A 21214-nucleotide genomic window follows, 5' to 3' on the forward strand; every position below is an offset into this window, starting at 1 on the left:
CAGCGCGCCCGCCCCCTACAACCAGGGCAGCATCCAGTGGTCCACCATCAGGAAGGCGAACAGCGCCATCAGGTAGACGATGGAATAGCCGAACATCTTCATCGAGAAGATTTCATCCGGCGGGTTCAGCATGCGCCACGCATACCAGAGGAAGACCGCGTTGAGCACGATCGCACCGCCGAGGTAGAACATGCCGCTCATGCCGAACACCACCGGCAGGATGCTGACCACGGCCAGTGCGATCGAGTACACCATGATCGACTTGCGGGTATACGCCACGCCGTGGGTCACCGGCAGCATCGGGATCTCGGCCTTGGCGTAATCCTCGCGGCGGAAGATCGCCAGCGCCCAGAAATGCGGCGGGGTCCAGATGAAGATGATCAGCACCAGCAGCGATGCGTAGGCCCAGTCCCACGGGCCCTGCATGCCGGTGATCGCGGCCCAACCGAGCATCGGCGGGGTGGCGCCGGCCAGGCCGCCGATGACGATGTTCTGCGAGGTCGCGCGCTTGAGGTACACGGTGTAGATCACCGCGTAACCAATCAGCGAGGCGAAGGTCAGCACGGCGGTGATGACGTTGACCCAGACCACCAGGATGGTCATCGACAGGGCGATCAGCAGCCCGGCAAACACCAGTACCTGCCACGGCTTGACTTTGCCCACCACCAGCGGGCGCCACGAGGTGCGCGCCATCTGCGCGTCAATGCGCGCATCCAGCAACTGGTTGATGGCCGCGGCCGCCGAGGCCGCCAGCCAGATGCCGAGGAAACCGAGCGCGCCGTCCAGCGCCTGCTGTGCGGTGGGCAGCCCGGGGATGGCCAGGAACATGCCGACCAGCGCGGTAAAGACGATGAGGGCGACGACCTTGGGCTTGGTCAGGTCCCAGTACTGACGATAACTGGCCATGCCGTCAGCCTGCCTGCACGGCAGAGGCGGTGCTACCGGCCTTGCCGTCCGCGTCCGGCGCGCGCAGGCGCGCCAACAGCGTGACCAGCACGAACAACAACGCCACCGCGCCGCCACTGTGGGCCACGGCTACTTCCAGCGGCACCGCCAGCTTCACGTTGAGAATGCCCAGGGTGATCTGCGCCACCACCAGCAGGCCCAGCGCGCTCGCCCAGCCGCGCATGCTCGGCAGCTTGAACAGGCGCACCGACAGCCACAGCAGGTACACGGCCACCACGATCGCCATCATGCGGTGCGCCATCTGGATGGCAATCCGCGAGGCGCCGTCGAGCACCCCGCCTTCGTAGTCCACGCCGATGCCGCGCCACAGGGTGAAGCCTTCCTTGAAATCGTGCTGCGGCCACCACTGGCTGACGCAGCGCGGGAAGTTGTCCAGCGATGCACTGCCGCCGCCGCAGGCGAGCGCGGCGTAGTTGGCGCTGACCCAGCCGCCCAGCGCGATCTGCAGCACCAGCACGGCCACGCCGGCGCGGATCAGCCACTTCAGCTTCGGCGCTTCCACCAGCGTGATCGGCATGTGCGTGGCACGCCATGCCATCCACACCAGCAGGCCGAACATCAGCATGCCCCCCAGCAGATGGCCCATTACCACGATCGGCTTGAGCAGCCAGGTCACCGTCCACATGCCCAGCAACGCCTGGAAGATCACCACCGCCAGGGTCAGCAACGCGGCGCGGGCCAGGTCGATGTTGTTCCAGCGCAGCGCGGCCACCAGCAGGATGGCCTCGCCGATGATCGCCAGGATGCTGGCCGGCACGTGCATGCCCATCATGTAGAGCGGTATGCCGGTGGCCACCAGCACGCAGGCAGTGACCACGGCAGTGCTGCCCCAGCGACGGCGGCGCGTGGCCAGCAGCGCCAGGGTGAGGATCTCGATGCCGAGCGCGCCGGCCAGGAAGCGGTGCACCTGCTCGCGCCACGCCTTGTGGGTTTCCAGCGGGCGGATCTTGGCCGCTTCGTGCCCGACCACGTCGGCGGCGTGCTGCGGCCAGGTGACGCGGCCATAGCAGGTGGGCCAGTCCGGGCAGCTCAGGCCGGCATCTGACAGGCGCACGAACGAACCGAACATGATCGTGCTGGCGGTCATGATCAGCGCAAACCACGCCAGACGGTGGAAATTGCGGTGCAGCACCGGGCGTGCGGAGAGGCTCATCTAAACAGAACTCACTTCAGTTTCAGCAGCGTGGCCAGGTCTTTGCGCAGACCGGCCATATCGAATCCCGGCGCATAGCGCATGATCACGAAACCGTTGGGATCGATCACATACACCGGCGTGCCGGCAGGGTCATCCACGGCGGGCAATGCGGCACGCAGGTCGGGCTGGTCGCGCAGCACGCGCAATGCGGGCACGCCCTGGACCTCGGCCGGCGGCGTGCCCAGCCACAGGATCTCGACATTATCGGCGTTATGCCCGAACAGCTGCCACACCTTGCCCAATCCCTGCGACAAAGTGACGCACGCGCTTGTACAGCCGGCAGACGGGGCCACCAGGATGCGCCAGGTGCGCGCTTCCGGATTCCATGCATACGGCTGGCCGTTGGCCAGCGTGGGCGGCAGCGCGCGCAGATCGGCGGGGGGCTGCAGCAACTGGCCACTGTTGCGGTGCGCGGTGGGCTGCCACCCCGAGAAGCGCAGCACACCGGCCAGCGCCATCGCACCGAAGAACAGGCCGAACAGGGCGATCAGCGTCCAGCGGCCGCGTGAGCGCGGGGACAGCCGTTCCGGGGAAGTGGCATTCATGGGTGGCATTTTCTCACGTTGGGGCGGTCAGCGCCGGGAGTCGGGGGAAACGCGGCGGCGCGAACGCAGCTCCAGCACCAGCGCGACCACCAGCACGGTCAACGCCAGCCCGAACCACTGCACCGCATAGCCCAGGTGACGGCTGGGCGGCAGCGTGTTGGGCAACAGGTCCAGGTCGCGGGCGTAGCCGCCGGGCAGCGAAGGGTCCAGCCGCAGCACGCGGGTGGGCAGGCTGCCGGCGGGCAGCCCCAGCGCGCGCGCCACCTCGTCCGGGGGCATGCGGTTGGCCAGCCAGATCCCGGGCTGCACGGTGGTGGCCAAGGCCGGGCCCAGGGCGATGCCGCTGGCCGGTGGCGGCGCCAGCAGCCCGGCGATGCGGGCGTGGCCGTGTGGCGGCTGCAAGGGCGGCAGCACGCGGTCGGGCGGCATCGGCTGCCAGCCCAGGTCGACCAGCACGCGCGCGCCACCATCGCTCAGGAAAGGCTGGTACAGCTTGAAACCGGCGCGGCCCTCGCGGGTCTGGTTGTCCAGCAGCACGGTGCCGGGCAGGTACTGCCCGCGGTCTTCCACCCAGCGCAACGTGGGCGGCGCCGACAGCGCGGCGGCCAGGCTCAGCGCCTGCGCATGCGCGGGCACCTGCTGGTCGAGCAGCGCCTGCTTTTCATGCATGCGCTGCAGCTGCCAGTGGCCCAGCAGGCAGAAACCGGTGATCACCAGCACCGCGGCCACCCAACCGATCAGGCGTGTGTGCTTTCGCATCATGACAACGGCGGCCAAACGCGGTGATATAGGCATACCCGCCCTGCCATCGAGCCGCGCATGAATGATTCGTTGAAGACCCTGCTGGTAATCGCGTTTCTGATCGTCATCGTCTGGAATCTGGGCGCCGGGCTGTATTACCTGCTGGTCGATCGCGGCCAGACCAAGCGCACCGTCAATGCGCTCACCCGCCGCATCGCGGTGTCGGTGGCGCTGATCGCGCTTGTGGCCATCGGCATCTACAGCGGCTGGATCAAACCCCACGGCATCGGCGGTTGACCGCGTTCCACTGATGCCGCACCCGGACAGGTGCGGCAGGTGTCGCCCCGACGCTACAGCACGTAGACGAACAGGAACAGCATCAGCCACACCACGTCGACGAAGTGCCAGTACCAGGCCGCCGCTTCGAAGCCGAAGTGGTTGTCACGGGTGAAGTGCCCCTTGGCCGAGCGCAGCCACATCACGCCCAGCATGATGGTGCCCAGCAGCACGTGCGCACCGTGGAAGCCGGTGAGCATGAAGAACGTGGAGCCGTAGATGCCCGAGCCCAGGGTGAGGTTGAGTTCCTTGTAGGCGTGGATGTATTCCTCGGCCTGCAGGGTCAGGAAGAACACGCCCAGCACCACGGTCAGGCCCAGCCAGACCAGCAGCTGGCGGCGGTTGCCGGCCTTGAGCGCGTGGTGGGCGATGGTGAGGGTGACGCCGGAGGTGAGCAGGATCAGCGTGTTGATCAGCGGCAGGCCCCAGGCCGGAATGGTCTGGAAGTGGCCGCCGATGCTGCCCGGGCCATTGGTGGGCCACGCGGCGGAATAACCATCCCACAGCAGTTCGTTGGTCATCACCCCGTCGCCCTCGCCGCCCAGCCACGGCAGGCCCAGGTTGCGGGTGTAGAACAGCGCGCCGAAGAACGCACCGAAGAACATCACTTCGGAGAAGATGAACCACACCATGCCCATCCGGAACGAACCGTCCACCTGGCGGTTGTAGTTGCCGGCCTGCGATTCGCGCACCACGTCGCTGAACCACCAGAACAGGGTGAGCACCAGCATCGCGATGCCGGCGTAGAAGGTCCACTTGCCCCAGCCGGAATCATTGAGCCAGCTGGCCACGCCCACCATGGTCACCATCATCGCGATGGAACCGATGAACGGCCATTTGCTGTGCGTGGGCACGAAGTACACGTTGGCATCGGGGCTTTGCTGGGCCATGGTCTTGGGGTCCGGTGCGTATCTAGGGAGCAGCGTGTGCGTTGGCTGTTGCCGCCACGGCGGCAGGCAACTGCGCCGACAACGCGTCGTTCTTGTAGAAGGTGTAGGACAGGGTGATGGTCTTGATGTTGGCCGGCAGGTCCGGGTCGACGATGAAGCGCACCGGCATGTCGCGCTTTTCGCCGGCCTGCAGGGTCTGCGCGGTGAAGCAGAAGCATTCGGTCTTGCTGAAGTAGCCCGACGCCTTGGCCGGTGCCACCGACGGCACCGCGCTGCCCACCAGCGCGCGGTCGCTGTCGTTGCGGGCGTAGTACAGCGCCTCGTTGAGCTCGCCCGGCACCACGTCCATGGTCAGCTGTTCGGGATGGAACGCCCACGGCAGCTTGGAATTGACCCCGCCGTCGAACTCCACCCGCACGGTGCGCTTGCCCGGCGCACTGACGCCCGCCGCCGCGGCGCCGGGACCACGCTCCAGGCGCACGCCGAATACCTTTTCGCAGGCGATGCGGTACAGCGGCACCAGCGAGAAGGTCAGCACGAACACGGCCAGCGCCACCCCGATCAGGCGGGGCAGGCCCGCTGTGCGTGCGGGAACGGCCGGGCCGGTGTCGCTCATCGCCCGATCACCCCGGTCAGGATGAAGCCGACGTACACCGCCACCGCCACCAGCCCGATCTTCCAGGCGGTGCGGTGCGCGCGGCGGCGCTGCAGGGCCTGCATGTCCACGTTGTTGGGAGCGTTCGTCATGGCCACCTCAGTGGGTGATGTCGTCATGGGCCAGGTCGCCCGGGCGGATCACCGGCGGCGTGGTGAAGGTGTGCGCCGGTGCCGGCGACGGCAGCGTCCACTCCAGCCCGCGCGCGCCTTCCCATACCCGGTCGGTGGCCTTTTCGCCGTGGCGCAGCGAGTGCAGCAGGATCGCGGCCATCATGAAGGGCGTGGCGAACATGCCGAACGCACCGATCGAGCTGATCAGGTTCCAGTCGGCGAACGCCACGCTGTAATCGGGGATACGGCGCGGCATGCCGGCCAAGCCCAGGAAGTGCTGCGGGAAGAACAGCAGGTTCACGAATACGATCGACCACCAGAAGTGGAACTTGGCCCACTTCTCGCTGTACATCCGCCCGGTCCACTTCGGCCACCAGTAGTACACCGCGGCGATCAGCGCGAACACCGCGCCGGTGACCAGCACGTAGTGGAAGTGCGCCACCACGAAGTAGGTGTCGTGATACTGGAAGTCGGCCACCACAATCGCCAGCATCAGCCCGGAGAAGCCGCCGATGGTGAACAGGATCACGAAGGCCACCGCCCACAGCATCGGGGCTTCGAAGGTGAGCGAACCGCGCCACATGGTGCTCACCCAGTTGAATACCTTCACCCCGGTCGGGATGGAGATCAGCATGGTGGCGAACATGAAGTAGATTTCGCCGCCCAGCGGCATGCCCACGGTGAACATGTGGTGGGCCCAGACGATGAACGACAGGAACGCAATCGCCGCCACCGCGTAGACCATGGCCTGGTAGCCGAACAGCGGTTTGCGGCTGAAGGTGGGGATGATCTCGCTGACCACGCCGAACGCCGGCAGGATCATGATGTACACCTCCGGGTGCCCGAAGAACCAGAAGATGTGCTGGAACATCACCGGGTCGCCGCCGCCGGCCGCGTTGAAGAAGCTGGTGCCGAAGAACTTGTCGGTGAGCAGCATGGTCACCGCACCGGCCAGCACCGGCATCACCGCGATCAGCAGGAAGGCGGTGATCAGCCAGGCCCAGCAGAAGATCGGCATTTTCAGCAGGTCGATGCCGGGCGCGCGCATGTTGAGCACGGTGGCGATGATGTTGATCGCGCCCATGATCGAACTGATGCCGGCCACGTGGATGGCGAACACGCTGAAGGCCACGTTGTAGCCACCCTGCAGCGACAGCGGCGGGTACAGCGTCCAGCCACCGGCAGGCGCGCCACCGGGCAGGAACAGGGTGACCAGGAGCAAACTGAAGGCCACCGGCAGCAGCCAGAACGACCAGTTGTTCATGCGCGGCAGCGCCATGTCCGGCGCGCCGATCTGCAGCGGGATCATCCAGTTGGCCAGGCCGACGAAGGCCGGCATCACGCCGCCGAAGATCATCACCAGGGCGTGCACGGTGGTCATCTGGTTGAAGAACTCGGGCTTGACGAACTGCAGGCCCGGTTGCATCAGCTCGGCGCGGATGACCACGCTCATGGCCGCGCCGATGATGAACATGATGAAGCTGAAAAGCAGGTAGAGCGTGCCGATGTCCTTGTGGTTGGTCGAGAACAACCAACGCTCCACGAAGCTCTGCTGATGCCCGTGGTGCCCATCGTGGTCAACTGCGGAATGCGCCATCGCAACTACACCTCACTGGATCCGGTGGTACCCACGCCTGCCGGGTGGCAGGCGCAGCTCGATTTCAGGCGTTGCTGCCCGCTGCTGCCGGTGCCGGTGCCGGCGTTGCCTCCGGCGTGGCGGCAGGCGCGGCATCGGCGGGTGCCGGTGCTGCAGGCGTCGCTGCCGGCGCAGGTGCCGGTGCGGGCTTGCGTGAGGCCAGCCATTTCTGGAAGTCCTCCTTGGACACCGCTTCCACCACGATGGGCATGAAGCCATGGTCCTTGCCGCACAGCTCGGCGCACTGGCCGCGGTAGACGCCGGGCGTCTCGATGTTGGTCCAGGCCTCGTTGATGAAGCCGGGAATGGCATCCTGCTTCCAGCCCAGCGCCGGCACCCACCAGGCGTGGATGACGTCGTCGGAGGTGATCACGAAGCGCACCTTGGTATCCACCGGCAGCACCAGCCGGTTGTCCACTTCCAGCAGGTAGTGCGGGTGCGATGCCAGCGTGGGCACCGTGCCGCTCTGCCGCACGCGGTCGGACTCGCGGTCCAGGCGGCTGGTGAAGGTGACGTCCTCACCGAGGTATTCGTACTTCCACATCCACTGGTAGCCGGTGACCTTCACGGTCATTTCCGAATCGCGGGTGTCGTAGAACTTGATCAGGTTGGCCGTGGCCGGCCAGGCCATCACCACCAGGATGATCACCGGGATCACCGTCCAGATGACCTCGGCCTTGGTGTTGTGGCTGAAGGTGGCCGCGACCGCGCCCTTGGATTTGCGGAACTTGAACATGGCGTAGAACATCGCGCCGAACACGATCACGCCGATCACGGTGCACACCCACAGCGAGAACAGGTTGGATTCCCACGCCAACCGCGCGCTCTGGGTCACCCCCTTGCCCATGTTCAACTGCCACGGTTTGGGGTCGGCCGCCTGGGCCCACGCCAATGCGGGCGCCAGCAGTGCTGCCCCGCTCATTGTTGCTGTTGCGAACGTCCTGCCCCACTTTCTGCGTTGCTTCATTGCCTAGACCCTTAGCGTCGTCGGTTGCAGCCATTGCGGGCCGCGAGCAAGCCTTCTGGTTTTCCGGGCCGGTGGATTGGCCCCGAGCGGTCCTTCTCGCCACCGGCGCGGCACCGTGCCCATTCAGGGCGGTGACGCAGACCGGCAACTACCCGGCGGCGGGGATGACCTCGCGCTCCGGGACCTTCAACACAGCAAACAGCAGGACGAACAGCGGGGGCATGGAGCGCCTGTGGGGGACGCAATTCCTGCTGCAGGAAACGTCTCGATGGTAGCCCTGCACTCGCGACAGTAGCAAGGGTCCATTCACATTTTCAGGAATGGTGCAACACAGCATGAGGTCCGGCGGTACTTTTGACGAAATCAGCACACTATTCACAGGCCACCTCGTTCCCGCCGAATCCCTTTGTATGAAAGGCTATGGCTGTGATCAGGCAGCGTCGTGAAAGTGCTTCCAAGCGCCAAAAAACGATTAAAATGGTCAAGTTCTCCACGAGCCAACCGGCATGACCGCACCTTCCGCACCGATTCCTGCCCCGGCCCCGTCCGGCGCTCTCCGTCCGCCGCTGCTGTCGCCTGAGCTGCGCACGCCTCCCCCTGCGTTCCGCCAGGCCATCACCGATGCCTGGATGAAGGACGAGGCCAGCCACGTGCGCGAGCTGTTGGCGCAGGCGCGCCTGCCGGCCGACGAACAGGCGCAGGTGCAGGCCACCGCCGCCGACCTGGTCAAGCGCGTACGCGTGCGTGCCCAAGACCAGGGCGCGATCGAAGCCTTCATGCGCCAGTACGACCTGGGCAGCGAGGAAGGCGTGCTGCTGATGTGCGTGGCCGAGGCGCTGCTGCGCATTCCCGACCAGGACACCGCCGACAAGCTGATCCGCGACAAGCTGGGCGATGCCGACTGGAAAAAGCACATGGGCGGCAGCGACTCGGTGCTGGTCAACGCCTCCACCTGGGGCCTGATGCTGACCGGCCGCCTGGTGCAGATCAACGACGCCACCCGCGCCGACGTGCCGGGTGCGTTCGCGCGCCTGATCGGCCGCGTGGGTGAGCCGGTGATCCGCCTGGCCGTGCGCCAGGCAATGAAGATCATGGGCCACCAGTTCGTCATGGGCCGCACCATCGACGAGGCGCTGTCGCGCTCGCACAAGGGCGACAACGCCAGCTACCGCTATTCGTTCGACATGCTCGGCGAAGGCGCGCTGACCATGAAGGACGCCAAGCGCTACCTGGAAGACTACCGCCGTGCGATCCACTCCATCGGTGGCGACCACAAGGCCCGTGGCGGCCGCCCGGACGGCGACGTCAACGCGGCCCCGGGCATCTCGATCAAGCTGTCGGCGCTGTACCCGCGCTACGAGCATGCCAAGCGCGCGCGCGTGATGGCCGACCTGGTCCCGGGCGTGCTGGAACTGGCGCAGCTGGCCAAGTCCTATGGCATCGGCTGCACCGTGGATGCCGAGGAAACCGACCGCCTGGAACTGTCGCTGGACATCATCGAAGCGGTGGTCAGCGATGCGTCGCTGAGCGGCTGGGAAGGCTTCGGCGTGGTCGTGCAGGCCTACCAGAAGCGCACCCCGTACACGATCGACTACCTGGCCGACCTGGCCCGTCGCATCGGTCGCCGCCTGCAGGTGCGCCTGGTCAAGGGCGCGTACTGGGACGCGGAAATCAAACGCGCGCAGATCGACGGCCTGCCGGCCTACCCGGTGTTCACCCGCAAGCAGAACACCGACGTGTCCTACCTGGCGTGCACCAAGCGGTTGTTCTCGCATGCCGATGCGCTGTACCCGATGTTCGCCACCCACAACGCGCACACCATTGCCGCGGTGAAGGCGATCGCCAAGGGGGGCCAGTACGAGCACCAGAAGCTGCACGGCATGGGCGATGACCTGTACGCCGAAGTGGTGCCGGCCAATCGGTTGAACGTGCCGTGCCGCGTGTACGCACCGGTCGGTTCGCACGAAGACCTGCTGCCGTACCTGGTGCGCCGCCTGCTGGAAAACGGCGCCAACTCCAGCTTCGTCAACCGCATCACCGACGACGCGGTGGCCATCGATGACCTGATCCGCGATCCGGTCGAGGCGGTGTCCTCGTTCGCATCCATTCCCCACCCGAAAATCCCGCTGCCGGTCGACCTGCTGCGCAGCCAGAACCATGACAGGACCAATTCCATGGGCGTCAATCTTGCCAACGACAACGACCTGCGCGCGCTGGCCGAGCAGCTCAACGCCGCCGTGAAGCCGTGGAAGGCCGCGCCGCTGGTGCCCGGCGCTACCCCGACCGGCGCGCTGTTGAACGTGACCAACCCGGCCGACACGCGCCAGGTGGTGGGCCAGTGGCAGCCGGCCGACAGCGCCACCGTCGAGAAGGCGCTGGCCAATGCCGTGGCCGCGCAGCCGGCCTGGAACCGCACCCCCGCCGCCAGCCGCGCGGCGATCCTGGAACACGCCGCCGACCAGCTGGAAGCGCGCATGCCCGAGTTCATGGCGCTGTGCGTCAAGGAAGCCGGCAAGAGCCTGCCCGACGGCATCGCCGAAGTGCGCGAAGCGGTCGACTTCCTGCGCTACTACGCCAAGCAGGCGCGCGAGCAGTTCGGCCACGCCGAAAAGCTGCCCAGCCCCACCGGTGAGTCCAACGAACTGCAGCTGCATGGCCGCGGCGTGTTCGTCTGCATCAGCCCGTGGAACTTCCCGCTGGCGATCTTCCTGGGCCAGGTGGCCGCCGCGCTTGCCGCCGGCAACAGCGTGATCGCCAAGCCGGCCGAACAGACCAACCTGATCGGCTACTACGCGGTGAAGCTGCTGCTCGACGCCGGCGTGCCCGAAGGCGTGGTGCAGTTCCTGCCGGGCGACGGCGCCACCGTCGGTGCCGCGCTCACCGCCGACCCGCGCGTGGCCGGCGTGGCCTTCACCGGCTCCACTGACACCGCCCGCGCAATCAACCGCGCGATGGCCGCACGCGATGCCGCCATTGGCGTGCTGATCGCCGAAACCGGCGGCCAGAACGCCTTCATCGCCGACTCCTCGGCGCTGCCGGAACAGCTGGTCAAGGACGCCATCGGTTCGGCGTTCACCTCGGCCGGCCAGCGCTGCTCGGCCGCGCGCGTGCTGTTCGTGCAGGACGACATCGCCGACAAGGTGATGACCATGCTGTCCGGTGCGATGGCCGAACTGAAGGTCGGCGACCCGGGCCTGCTGTCCACCGACGTGGGCCCGGTGATCGACGCCGACGCGCTGCAGATCCTGCAGGACCACGCGGTGCGCATGGAGAGGGAAGCGCGCCTGATCGCCGCGGCCGAACTCGACGAAGCCGCCGCGCATGGCACCTTCTTCGCGCCGCGTGCGTACGAACTGAAGAACCTGGACCAGCTGCACAAGGAAGTCTTCGGGCCGGTGCTGCACGTGATCCGTTGGAAGGGCGACCAGCTGGATGCGGTGATCGACCAGATCAACGCCACCGGCTACGGCCTCACCCTGGGCGTGCATTCGCGCATCGATGAAACCGTGGACCGCATTTCCTCGCGCATCAACGTGGGCAACGTGTACGTCAACCGCAACCAGATCGGCGCGGTGGTCGGCGTGCAGCCGTTCGGCGGCCAGGGCCTGTCCGGCACCGGCCCCAAGGCCGGCGGCCCGCACTACCTGCTGCGCTTTGCCACCGAAAAGACCGTCACCGTGAACACCACGGCCGCCGGTGGCAACGCCTCGCTGCTGACCCTGGGCGACTGATCCACGGCGCAAGGCGGCACTGAAAAGCCCCGCGAAAGCGGGGCTTTTTTTGTTGCGCCCGGTCCCTTGCCGCTGTGCCATCATTCGCACATGCGCACCCTCCTTCGGACAACCCTGCTGCTTCCCGTGCTCCTGCTCGGCATCGCGCAGGCCACCGCTGCGCCACCCGAGCGGGTGCTGGTGTTCACCCACACCGCCGGGTTCCGGCACGATTCCATCCCCACGGCCGTGGCCACGCTGCAGACGCTGGCCACGGGCGAGCGCATGGTCGCCGACCACAGCGAAGACCCCGGTGCGTTCACCGCCGCCAACCTCGCGCGCTACCGCGTGGTGGTGTTCGCCAGCACCACCGGCGATGTGCTCGACGCCAACCAGCAGGCCGCGCTGGAAGATTTCATCGGCCGTGGCGGCGGCTTCGTCGGCGTGCATGCGGCCGCCGATACCGAATACGGCTGGCCCTGGTATGGACAGCTGGTGGGCGCATGGTTCAAGGCGCACCCGCCCGGCCTGCAGGACACGCAGGTGCTGCCCGAGCGCGGCGGCCGCGCGCACGGCACGCCATGGCCGATCCGCGACGAGCTCTACAACTACCGCGACAACCCACGCGGCCGCGTGCAGGTAGTGGCTACGGTGGACGAGAGGCGCTACGAAGGCGGCAGCATGGGCGCGGACCATCCCATCACCTGGTGCCATCGTTTCGGCGGCGGGCGCAGCTGGTACACCGGCCTGGGGCATGACGAAGCGGTGTACCGCAACCCGCATTTCCTGGCGCAGCTGCGGCAGGGTATGCGTTATGCGGCGGGCCGCTCGCCGATCTGCTGAGTCGCTGATCGCCCGTGCATCCGCAGCCCACCGGATCTTCCACGTTCCACGGGTAGCGGCGCATGCCGATCGACTGCCGATGGCTGAGTTACGCCCGTGCATCACCGCCTGGCATCGCCGCGCGACGGGCAAACAAAAAGCCCCGCTTTCGCGGGGCTTTCTGCATTCAGACACGGAGTACTGCTACGTCGATCAGAACTTGTAGTTGAACGACGCAGCAATCACGTCGCCGCCCACATCGTACTTGCCCACCAGCTTGTTGCCGGTTTCCGCGGTCGTGTTGACGTTCGGATCCTTGGTGAACAGGTGGGTGTAACCGAAGTTGTATTCCATGTTGGCCGACGGGGTCCAGCCCACGCCCAGCGACAGCCACTTGCGGGTGGTGTCCGGCACGCGGACGTCGCGGTGCGCGTCGGTGGTCGGGGTCTGGTCGTATGCCACGCCGCCGCGCAGGGTGACGGTGTCGCTCAGCTTGAAGTCCGTACCCAGCGACACGAAGGTGGTGTCGCGGTAGGCGAAGTTGAGGTTCGAGTCGGCCTGGTTGGAGGCGTAATCGATGGTCACCTTGTCGAACGAGGTCGACCACGCGGTGCGGGTCACATCGCCCATGACGGTCCAGCGGTCATTGACGTTGTGGGTGACGCTGAAGGTCGCCGAGGCCGGCATGGTGACCGTGGCGCGACCGCTGGTGTCCACGAACCAGCCCGGACGCACGTTCGGGCGAGCCAGGATGGCACGGGCACGCTCACCACCCTCGAAGGTGGCTTCACCGTTGGTGATCTTGTGTTCCACCTTCGACCGGTAGCTGATACCGATGTGGGTGTTCTCGTCCGGGCTGAACAGGCCGCCCACGGTCCAGCCGACGGCGTTGTTGTCGCCTTCGACCTTCAGGGTGCCGTCATCGGAGCCCGGCGCGAAGGTCGGCACGCGCAGCTGGCTGACCAGTGCGCCGTAGTCGATGGCATTGGTCAGTTCGATGGTCAGGTGTTCAACGAACACCGACGCGCCGAAGGACACGTACGGGTTGACGTCATAGGACGCGGCGAAGCCCAGGTCGATGGCCTTCAGATCGGTCTTGATGCCGCTGTAACGGCCGACCCAGTTGCTGTCGTATTCGGTCTTGAAGCCGAACGGGGCGGTCAGCGAGACGCCGAAGTGGGCCTTTTCGCCGATCGGCATGTGGAAGTAAGCGGCCGGGACCGGGGCAATCATGCCGGCGTCGCCGCCGTCACCGCCCGAGATCGGGGTGCCGGTGCCGGCACCGGTCGGGCCGGCATTGCGGCCGCTGCCCTTGAAATCGGCCGAGAAGCTGATGGCGCTCAGGTCACCCTGGATCTGCATGCCTTCCAACTGGCGCATGCCGGCCGGGTTGACGGCAATGATCGAGGCGTCGCCCTGGGCGCTGCCCGAACCGGCGAAGGCGCGGCCAAGACCCTTGGCGCTGTTTTCCTTCAGCTGGAAGGCGGCAGCGTGGACGTGGCCGACGGCCAGGACACCGGCGATGCCGACGGCCAGGGCGGTGACGCGGGCAAGCGTGGAAGCGGTATGCATGTTTGGTTCTCTCCGGAATTGCGGTGATGTTTTGGCAACGCGCGCCTGCGTCATCCCTGCCCTGGGGCGGGAACAACGCGCCGGATTCCCCTCCCGACATACGACGCCGTATTGGAGTATACCCAGACCGGTTAATGAAACAATAACGGTCGTCGCCCTTGTGGCTATTCAGGCTGAACCCGTCAATCCCCCGTCCGGAGCGTCACCGCGCTAGGCTAGCGCACCCATGTTCGTGTCGATCCCTTCCCGCAAGAAGTCTGCCTTCCGCTGGGCTACCCCGCTGCTGTTCGCGGCGCTGTGGGTGGCGTTCCTGTGGTCGATCTCGCGCCCGGGGGACGCCCGGCGCAGTCTGTGGCTGGACTGGGGCGCGCTGTCGACCGGGCTGACCCACCCGCTGGACTGGTGGGCCACCCTGCAGGACGGCAGCGTGCTGCGCCTGTTCACCGCCCTGTTCCTGCATGCCGACTGGTCGCACCTGCTGGGCAACCTGGTGTTCCTGCTGATCTTCGGGCTGCCGGCCGAGCGCGTGCTGGGGCCGTGGCGGCTGATGCTGCTGTTCCTGGTGGGCGGCGCAATTTCCAACCTGACCGCGATCTACACCATGGGCAGCCCGGACCAGATCATCATCGGTGCCAGCGGCGCGGTGTCGGCGTTGATCGGGGCCTACCTGGCCCTGTTCCCCGGCGCGCGGCTGGGTGTGGTGATCCCGCTGGGCCTGTTCCTGGAATTCGTGCGCGCCCCGGCGTACCTGCTGATTGGGGTCTGGGCGGCGCTGCAGGTGGTGTTTGCCTACATCGGGCCAAGCTTCGGCATGGTGGCCTGGTGGGCGCACATCGCCGGCTTCGCGTTCGGGCTGGGCTATGGCGTGTACGTGCGCGCGGCGATCGCGCGGCGGCTGCGCAAGCGGCACGGGTTCTAGCGCGACCGCATCGGTGGTGCCGGCCGCTGGCCGGCTCCTCGCACGCCTGAATCCGTTCGGTAGTGCCGGCCGCTGGCCGGCTCCTCGTACTGAATCCGTTCGGTAGTGCCGGCCGCTGGCCGGCTCCCCGCACAGTTGAATCCATTCGGTAGTGCCGGCCGCTGGCCGGCTCCCCGCGCAGTTGGATGACTGCAGAGCCGGCCAGCGGCCGGCACTACCGGTCAGGGTTTGGTCGGCACGTCCGTCGGCTTCGCTTCTGCAGGCTTCGCTTCTGCAGGCTTCGCTTCTGCAGGCTTCACCTCTGCCGGCTTCTTCGCGTCCGGCTTCTTCTGCGCCGCTGCCTTGGCGGCGTCCGCCTTCTGCTTGGCCACTACCGAACCGGGCTGCTTCAACTCGGCCAGCGCATCATTGATCGGGCCATCACCGGACAGCACGTCACCGGCCTTGTAGCCCTCGGTGCCTTCTTCGTCACCGCGCAGGTGGCCCGGCAGGGTCGCTTCGCTGTAGTCGGCCAGGCTGGCCGGCAGGTCGTCCTCACCCTCGCGCTTTTCCGGCTGCAGCACCACGTCGGGCACGATGCCGGTGGCCTGGATCGACTTGCCACTGGGGGTGAAGTAACGCGCGGTGGTGAGCTTGACCGAATCGCCGTTGTCCAGCGGCAGCACGGTCTGCACCGAGCCCTTGCCGAAGGTGCGGCTGCCCACCACGCGGGCGCGGCCGTTGTCGCGCAGCGCACCGGCCAGCACTTCGGAGGCGCTGGCAGAGCCTGCGTCGGCCAACACCACAACCGGCGCGCCCTTGAGCAGGTCGCCCGGGGTGGCGTCGAAGCGGGCATCGCTGATCGAGATGCGGCCGCGCGTGCTCACGATGTTGCCCTTCTCAAGCAGGTCATCGGCCACCTGCACTGCTGCGGTGAGCAAGCCGCCCGGGTTGCTGCGCAGGTCCAGCACCAGGCCCTTGAGCTTGCCGCCCGCCTGCTGCTGCAACTGGCCCACGTGCTTCTGGAAATCGGCACCGGTGTCGGCCTGGAACGTGCTCAGGCGGATGTACCCGTAGCCCGGTTCCAGCATGCGACTGCGCACGCTGGTCACGCGGATGGTCTGGCGGGTCACGGTGACATCGAACGGCTTGGGCTTGCCCTCGCGCACCAGGGTGAGGACCACCTTGCTGCCCGCCTTCCCGCGCAGCGGTTCGGTGGCTTCGATGGCGCTGATCGGCTTGCCGTCGATGGCGATGATCAGGTCGCCGGCGAGGATGCCGGCCTTGGCGGCCGGGGTGTCGTCGATGGGCGAGATCACCTTCAGGCTGCTGTTGTCGGGCTGCTGCTGCAGCTCCACGCCGATGCCGTCGTAGGCGCCGGTGGCCTGCTCATCGAAGGCCTCGGCGTCTTCCTTGTCGAAATAGGTGCTGTGCGGGTCCAGGTCCAGCAACAGGCCACGGATGGCCGACTGCATCAGCTTCTTGTCGTCCACCGGGTCCACATAGGCGGCGCGTACCGCGTTGTAGACCGCCACATAGCGCCGGATCTCTTCCAGCGGCACCCGCGATGTCACCGCTTCTTCGTTGCTGGCTGCGTCGCTGGTACTGCTGGCGGCCTCGCGGGTCTGCTGCGCCCATGACACGGCGGGCAACAGGGCCAGCAGCAAGGTGGCGGTACGGGCTACGCGCATGAAGCACTCCAGGTCGGCGGGGGACGGAAAACACGCACCAGGTGCGTCGCCCGATTATGCGCGAAGCGACGATAAATTCCCGTTGAACCCGGTGTGCGACAGGCGCCTGCCGTTGGGCTGGCTGTCAGCGACGCTGCAGCCAGCTGCCCGGATCCACCGGCTGGCCGTTGCGGCGCAGCTCGAAGTACAGCGCGGTCACGCCCTGCCCACCGGAGTTGCCGACCTTGGCCACCGCATCGCCCTTTTTGACCGTGGCGCCGGCATCACGCAGCAGGGTGTCGTTGTGTGCGTACAGGCTCATGTAGCCATTGCCGTGGTCGACGATCAGGATCATGCCGTAGCCGGTCATCCAGTCGGAGAACACCACGGTGCCATCGGCCACGGCGGTGACCGTGCTGCCGGCCGCGGCGCCGATCAGCACGCCGCTGCTGGTACGGCCATCGGGCAGCTTGCCGCCATAGCGCGCCAGCAGGTTGCCCGACAACGGCCAGCCCAGCCCGCCCACCTTGGGCGGCGGCGCCGAGGCCACCGCCGGCGGGGTCTTGCCCGGTCGCGGCGGTGGGCGGGTGCCGTTGGCGGCTGCGGCCTTCTCCGCTTTCTCGGCGGCGGCCTTTTCGGCCGCTGCGCGGCGGGCAGCCGCCCGGCGCTCGGCCTCGGCACGGGCAGCGGCGGCACGCAGGTTGGCCAGCAGCGTTTCCAGCGCCTTGGCATCCTGGCCCAGCGCCTTTTCGCGCTCGCTGCGGTCCTTGTAGCGCTCGTCCAGACTGGCCACGGTGGCCGCGCGGTTGCGGCGGTCGTCGGCCAGGGTCGCCACCTGCTGCTTCTGCTGCTGGCGGGTGCCTTCCAGCGCCTGCCGGCGTTCGACGATCTGCGCTTCCACGGCCTGCAGTTCGGCCAGGTCGTGGGTGAGCAGCTGGATGCGGCGGGCACGCTCGCGCTGCAGGTAGCGATGGTAGGCCAGGCTGCGGTTGGCGTCGGCCACGCGGTCCTGCGACAGCAGCAGCTTCAACGGCGCGTTGTTGCCGATGCGGTAGGCCGACCGCAGCAGCGAGGCCAGTTCTTCGCGCTGCTTGGTCATGCCGGCCTGCAGGTCGCTGCGCTTGCGCTGCAGCTCTTCCATGGCGCGGGTTTCGCGCTGCAGGGCGGTTTCGGTCTGGGCCAGCACGCGGCCGGTTCGGGCCACTTTCTCGTCGGCGTCGCGCAACTGGCGCGAGGCCTGGCCGCGCTGGCCTTCCAGCGTGCGGCGCTCCTGCGCCACGCCCTTCAACTCCGACCGCAGCTTCTGCAGCTTGCGCTCGGCTTCCTTTGAACTCTGTGCCGACACCGGCCCCATTGCCAGGACCGCCAGCGCCAGCACCAGCCAGTGCGCCCACGCGCGCAGGACGACACCCCCGCGGCGACCGGGCGTCGGTTTGTTATTCCGGCGTGAGGACAAAGCGTTGTGGCGCAAGGGCTTTCCAGTGACTTCAGGCAGATGCGGATTGTAGCGATGCATGGTGACATCCCAACAGGCGGCCTGCCAGCCGCACACCGGACATGAGGTCACCATGAAACATATTCCACTCGCGCTGCTGTTGGCCCTGGTGCTGCCGTGCGCACCTGCCTTCGCCAGCGAAGACATCAGCAAGGTCAACGGCAGCATCCGTGCGTCGGCCGGCCAGACCTACGGCGACCTGGAGACCGTCAATGGCGGTGTGACGGTCGAAGAGGGTGTGGTCACCCGTGAGATCGAGACGGTCAACGGCAGCATCCGGATCGACGACCGCGCCCGCACCACCGGCGTGTCCACCGTCAACGGCAACGTGCGGATCGGCCGCGACGTGGTCGCCGCCGGCAACGTGGAAACGGTGAACGGCAGCATTTTCGTCGACCGTGGCAGCGTGGTGGAAGGCAACATGGAAACCGTCAATGGCGGCATCGGGCTGGTGGAGACGCGCTTGAACGGCAACATCGAAACGGTCAACGGCGACATCACCGTCGGCGTCGGCTCGGAGGTCCAGGGCGGCATCCGGGTCAAGAAGCCCAACTTCAGCCTGTCGTTGACCGGCAACCGCAAGCCCCGCGTGATCGTCGGCCCCAATGCCAGTGTCAGCGGCAGCCTGCAGTTCGACCGTGACGTCACCCTGTATGTCCACCGCAGCGCGCACATCGGTCCGGTCAGCGGCGCCCAGCCGCAGACGTTCGATACCGACGCCGCGCCCCAGGATTGATACCCTCTTCCGGTGCCTGTCGGCACCGGCCCCTTGTACCCAGGAATCGATGATGCCCCGCAAACTTCTGTTGTGCCTTGCTGCCACCGCCGCGTTGACCGCGTGCAAGGGCGAAGCCACCGCACCTGTCGACACGGCCGCCGCGCCGGCGCCGGTGGCCGCCACTGGCCACGCGTTCTCGCCCGACATCAACGCCGCCGATTTCGGCGAGCTGGTCAAAACCCTCTCCTCCGACGCGTTCGAGGGGCGTGCCCCCGGCAGCAAGGGCGAAGAACTGACCGTCAACTACATCCGCGACCAGATGCAGCGCATCGGCCTGCAGCCGGGCAACGGCGACAGCTGGTTCCAGGACGTGGCCATGACCGAAACCAGCGCCGACGAATCGACGGTGCTGAAGCTGGACCAGGCGGGCAAGCAGCGCGACCTGAAGTTCGGCACCGACATGGTGATCGGCACCCGCAGCGGCCAGCCCGAAGTGAAGGTCGAGAACAGTGAGCTGGTGTTCGTCGGCTACGGCGTGGATGCGCCGGAGCAGAAGTGGAACGACTACGCCGGGCAGGACTGGAAGGGCAAGACGGTGGTGATGTTCGTCAACGACCCGGGCTTCCACGTCGACGATGCCAAGCTGTTCGACGGCAAGCGCATGACCTATTACGGGCGCTGGACCTACAAGTTCGAAGAAGCCGCCCGCAAGGGCGCCGCCGCGGCGCTGATCGTGCACGACACCGCCGGTGCTTCCTACGGCTGGGACGTGGTGAAGAACTCCTGGGCCGGCCCGCAGTACGACCTGCCGGCCAAGGATGACCCGGAAGCCCGCATCCCCGCACAGGGCTGGTTGAGTGCAGAAGCGGCCCGCCAGCTGTTCGCCGATGCCGGTCTGGATCTGGACAAGGCCTACAAGGACGCCAGCAAGCGCGGCTTCAAGCCGGTGTCGCTGAAGGCCAAGGTGTCCTTCGACCTGAAGAGCACCATCGCCGAGAAGAAGTCGCGCAACGTGGTTGGCGTGCTGCCGGGCAGCAAGCGGGCCGACGAAGCGGTGCTGTACATGGCCCATTGGGACCACCTGGGCAAGCACGAGGGTGAGCAGGGCGACAACATCTACAACGGTGCGGTAGACAACGCCACCGGCGTGGCCGGCATCCTGGAAGTGGCCGATGCGATGGCACACCAGCAGCCGCCGCCGGAGCGTTCGGTGGTGTTCCTGGCGGTGACGCTGGAGGAGTCGGGCCTGCTGGGCTCCAAGTACTACGTGAGCCACCCGACCTTCCCGCTGGACAAGATTGCCGGGGTGATCAACATCGACGCGATGTCGGTGGCCGGCCGCGCCAAGGACCTCACCGTGACCGGCTTCGGCAGCTCGGAGCTGGAAGACATCCTCAAGCCGCTGGCCGCCAACCAGGGCCGTACCCTGCATGGCGAGACCGCGGTGCAGAGCGGCTTCTACTTCCGTTCGGACCACTTCAACTTCGCCAAGGCCGGCGTGCCGGCCCTGTATGCCGACGGCGGCGAAGACCTGCGCGACGGTGGCGTCGAGGCCGGCCGCAAGGCCGCCGAGGCCTACGGCCGCGACCGCTATCACGGGCCGAAGGATGAGTTCGACGCGGCCACCTGGAAGCTGGACGGCACGGTGGAAGACCTGCAGCTGCTGTACGGCGTAGGCAAGGAACTGGCCGGCGGCGACCGTTGGCCGAACTGGTACGAGGGCAACCCGTTCAAGGCGGCCCGCGACGCGATGATGGCGCCGAAGGCTGGGGCGGCAGGTGCGCCGGCACCTGCATCGGCACCGGCACCGGCACCGGCCAACAAGTAAGCCTCAGTCAGTGCTTGAACCAGAAACGGCGCCCTACGGGGCGCCGTTTTTTTGTGGGTGGATGTCGCCAATGGAGCGTCGGAAGTGTGACCGGATGGGGTCGCATCCTGATCGACCGCCGTTGTCGCTACCGCGCCCGGTGATGGCATGACCGTGATCGGCGAAACGCCAGCGATGTCAGGCGCGCGGCATCAGGCGTCCATGCGCCAATGCAACACAGGCAATGCCGGCGTCAGCTTCACGTGTGTCTTCCAGCGAGATCCGCGAAGCGTCGGCAACGCCGCGCATTTTCCGGCAGACGCATTCGTGCGCATCACCCTCGGGTAGAGCCGACCGTTGGTCGGCTCCACGTGGTGCGCCGCAATGCCGGTGCGGCGTGCAGCCGACCAACGGTCGGCTCTACGCGCGTCCGGAAGCGCACAAAGAAAAAACCCCGCTGCGTGAGCAGCGGGGTTTT

Annotated in this window: 19 protein-coding genes; 7 read left to right on the forward strand and 12 right to left on the reverse strand. The window is 67.0% G+C overall.

Going from position 1 to position 21214, the window contains the following annotated elements:
• Positions 1 to 15: 15 nt before the first annotated feature.
• The 4 genes from cyoE to AC6CHL_RS14640 are packed head-to-tail and all read right to left on the reverse strand — an operon-like array spanning position 16 to position 3468.
• Entirely contained in the window at positions 16 to 906 is an 891-nt protein-coding gene (cyoE, locus tag AC6CHL_RS14625; RefSeq protein WP_038690917.1) for a heme o synthase, read from the reverse strand.
• Between the two features lie 4 nt (positions 907 to 910).
• The gene (locus AC6CHL_RS14630; protein WP_448132870.1) at positions 911 to 2119 is read right to left on the reverse strand and encodes a COX15/CtaA family protein; all 1209 of its coding nucleotides are present in this window, start codon (positions 2117 to 2119) and stop codon (positions 911 to 913) included.
• A gap of 11 nt (positions 2120 to 2130) precedes the next feature.
• The gene (locus tag AC6CHL_RS14635) at positions 2131 to 2706 is read right to left on the reverse strand and encodes an SCO family protein (RefSeq protein ID WP_038690920.1); all 576 of its coding nucleotides are present in this window, start codon (positions 2704 to 2706) and stop codon (positions 2131 to 2133) included.
• Positions 2707 to 2733: 27 nt separating this feature from the next.
• On the reverse strand, positions 2734 to 3468 hold the full coding sequence (locus tag AC6CHL_RS14640) for an SURF1 family protein (RefSeq protein ID WP_038690922.1): 735 nt from the start codon (positions 3466 to 3468) through the stop codon (positions 2734 to 2736).
• A gap of 57 nt (positions 3469 to 3525) precedes the next feature.
• On the opposite strand from AC6CHL_RS14640, the gene AC6CHL_RS14645 reads away from it, so the two are divergent.
• A complete protein-coding gene (locus AC6CHL_RS14645) occupies positions 3526 to 3744 on the forward strand; it encodes a twin transmembrane helix small protein (RefSeq protein WP_038690924.1) in 219 nt (72 codons plus the stop codon).
• 53 nt (positions 3745 to 3797) lie between these two features.
• Here AC6CHL_RS14645 and AC6CHL_RS14650 read toward each other — a convergent pair whose 3' ends face one another.
• From AC6CHL_RS14650 to coxB, 5 genes are all read right to left on the reverse strand, one after another.
• Entirely contained in the window at positions 3798 to 4673 is an 876-nt protein-coding gene (locus tag AC6CHL_RS14650; RefSeq protein WP_038690925.1) for a cytochrome c oxidase subunit 3, read from the reverse strand.
• 22 nt (positions 4674 to 4695) lie between these two features.
• Positions 4696 to 5289 carry a cytochrome c oxidase assembly protein gene (locus tag AC6CHL_RS14655; RefSeq protein ID WP_038690927.1) on the reverse strand — a complete coding sequence of 198 codons (594 nt, stop codon included), beginning with the start codon at positions 5287 to 5289 and terminating at the stop codon, positions 4696 to 4698.
• On the reverse strand, positions 5286 to 5420 hold the full coding sequence (locus tag AC6CHL_RS14660) for a hypothetical protein (protein WP_275133788.1): 135 nt from the start codon (positions 5418 to 5420) through the stop codon (positions 5286 to 5288). Before AC6CHL_RS14660 ends, AC6CHL_RS14655 begins: the two co-directional genes overlap by 4 nt.
• 7 nt (positions 5421 to 5427) lie before the next feature.
• Positions 5428 to 7038, reverse strand: a complete 1611-nt coding sequence (gene ctaD / locus AC6CHL_RS14665) for a cytochrome c oxidase subunit I (RefSeq protein ID WP_038690929.1) — start codon at positions 7036 to 7038, stop codon at positions 5428 to 5430.
• Positions 7039 to 7102: 64 nt separating this feature from the next.
• The gene (gene coxB, locus AC6CHL_RS14670; protein ID WP_498295030.1) at positions 7103 to 8044 is read right to left on the reverse strand and encodes a cytochrome c oxidase subunit II; all 942 of its coding nucleotides are present in this window, start codon (positions 8042 to 8044) and stop codon (positions 7103 to 7105) included.
• A 506-nt stretch (positions 8045 to 8550) separates the two neighbouring features.
• On the opposite strand from coxB, the gene putA reads away from it, so the two are divergent.
• Positions 8551 to 11775 (forward strand): bifunctional proline dehydrogenase/L-glutamate gamma-semialdehyde dehydrogenase PutA, encoded by a 3225-nt coding sequence (putA, locus tag AC6CHL_RS14675; protein ID WP_498295032.1) that lies wholly within the window; start codon positions 8551 to 8553, stop codon positions 11773 to 11775.
• 90 nt (positions 11776 to 11865) lie between these two features.
• Positions 11866 to 12597 (forward strand): ThuA domain-containing protein, encoded by a 732-nt coding sequence (locus tag AC6CHL_RS14680; protein WP_498295034.1) that lies wholly within the window; start codon positions 11866 to 11868, stop codon positions 12595 to 12597.
• A 192-nt stretch (positions 12598 to 12789) separates the two neighbouring features.
• Here AC6CHL_RS14680 and AC6CHL_RS14685 read toward each other — a convergent pair whose 3' ends face one another.
• Positions 12790 to 14148, reverse strand: coding sequence for an outer membrane protein transport protein (locus AC6CHL_RS14685; protein WP_498295036.1), 1359 nt, complete (start codon positions 14146 to 14148; stop codon positions 12790 to 12792).
• A gap of 226 nt (positions 14149 to 14374) precedes the next feature.
• On the opposite strand from AC6CHL_RS14685, the gene AC6CHL_RS14690 reads away from it, so the two are divergent.
• Positions 14375 to 15067 (forward strand): rhomboid family intramembrane serine protease, encoded by a 693-nt coding sequence (locus AC6CHL_RS14690; protein ID WP_137191257.1) that lies wholly within the window; start codon positions 14375 to 14377, stop codon positions 15065 to 15067.
• 221 nt (positions 15068 to 15288) lie between these two features.
• Here AC6CHL_RS14690 and AC6CHL_RS14695 read toward each other — a convergent pair whose 3' ends face one another.
• Positions 15289 to 16737: a S41 family peptidase gene (locus AC6CHL_RS14695; RefSeq protein WP_038690942.1), complete on the reverse strand. Its 1449-nt coding sequence runs from the start codon at positions 16735 to 16737 to the stop codon at positions 15289 to 15291.
• 124 nt (positions 16738 to 16861) lie between these two features.
• Entirely contained in the window at positions 16862 to 18187 is a 1326-nt protein-coding gene (locus AC6CHL_RS14700) for a murein hydrolase activator EnvC family protein (RefSeq protein ID WP_498295039.1), read from the reverse strand.
• A 97-nt stretch (positions 18188 to 18284) separates the two neighbouring features.
• Between AC6CHL_RS14700 and AC6CHL_RS14705 the strand changes: the two genes are divergently transcribed.
• From AC6CHL_RS14705 to AC6CHL_RS14715, 3 genes are all read left to right on the forward strand, one after another.
• Positions 18285 to 18947: a DUF4097 family beta strand repeat-containing protein gene (locus AC6CHL_RS14705; RefSeq protein WP_038690946.1), complete on the forward strand. Its 663-nt coding sequence runs from the start codon at positions 18285 to 18287 to the stop codon at positions 18945 to 18947.
• 52 nt (positions 18948 to 18999) lie between these two features.
• A complete protein-coding gene (locus AC6CHL_RS14710) occupies positions 19000 to 20757 on the forward strand; it encodes a M28 family metallopeptidase (protein WP_498295041.1) in 1758 nt (585 codons plus the stop codon).
• A gap of 147 nt (positions 20758 to 20904) precedes the next feature.
• The gene (locus AC6CHL_RS14715; RefSeq protein ID WP_447591519.1) at positions 20905 to 21084 is read left to right on the forward strand and encodes a hypothetical protein; all 180 of its coding nucleotides are present in this window, start codon (positions 20905 to 20907) and stop codon (positions 21082 to 21084) included.
• Positions 21085 to 21214: the final 130 nt, after the last annotated feature.

It is taken from the genome of Stenotrophomonas sp. GQ19 (assembly GCF_059758695.1).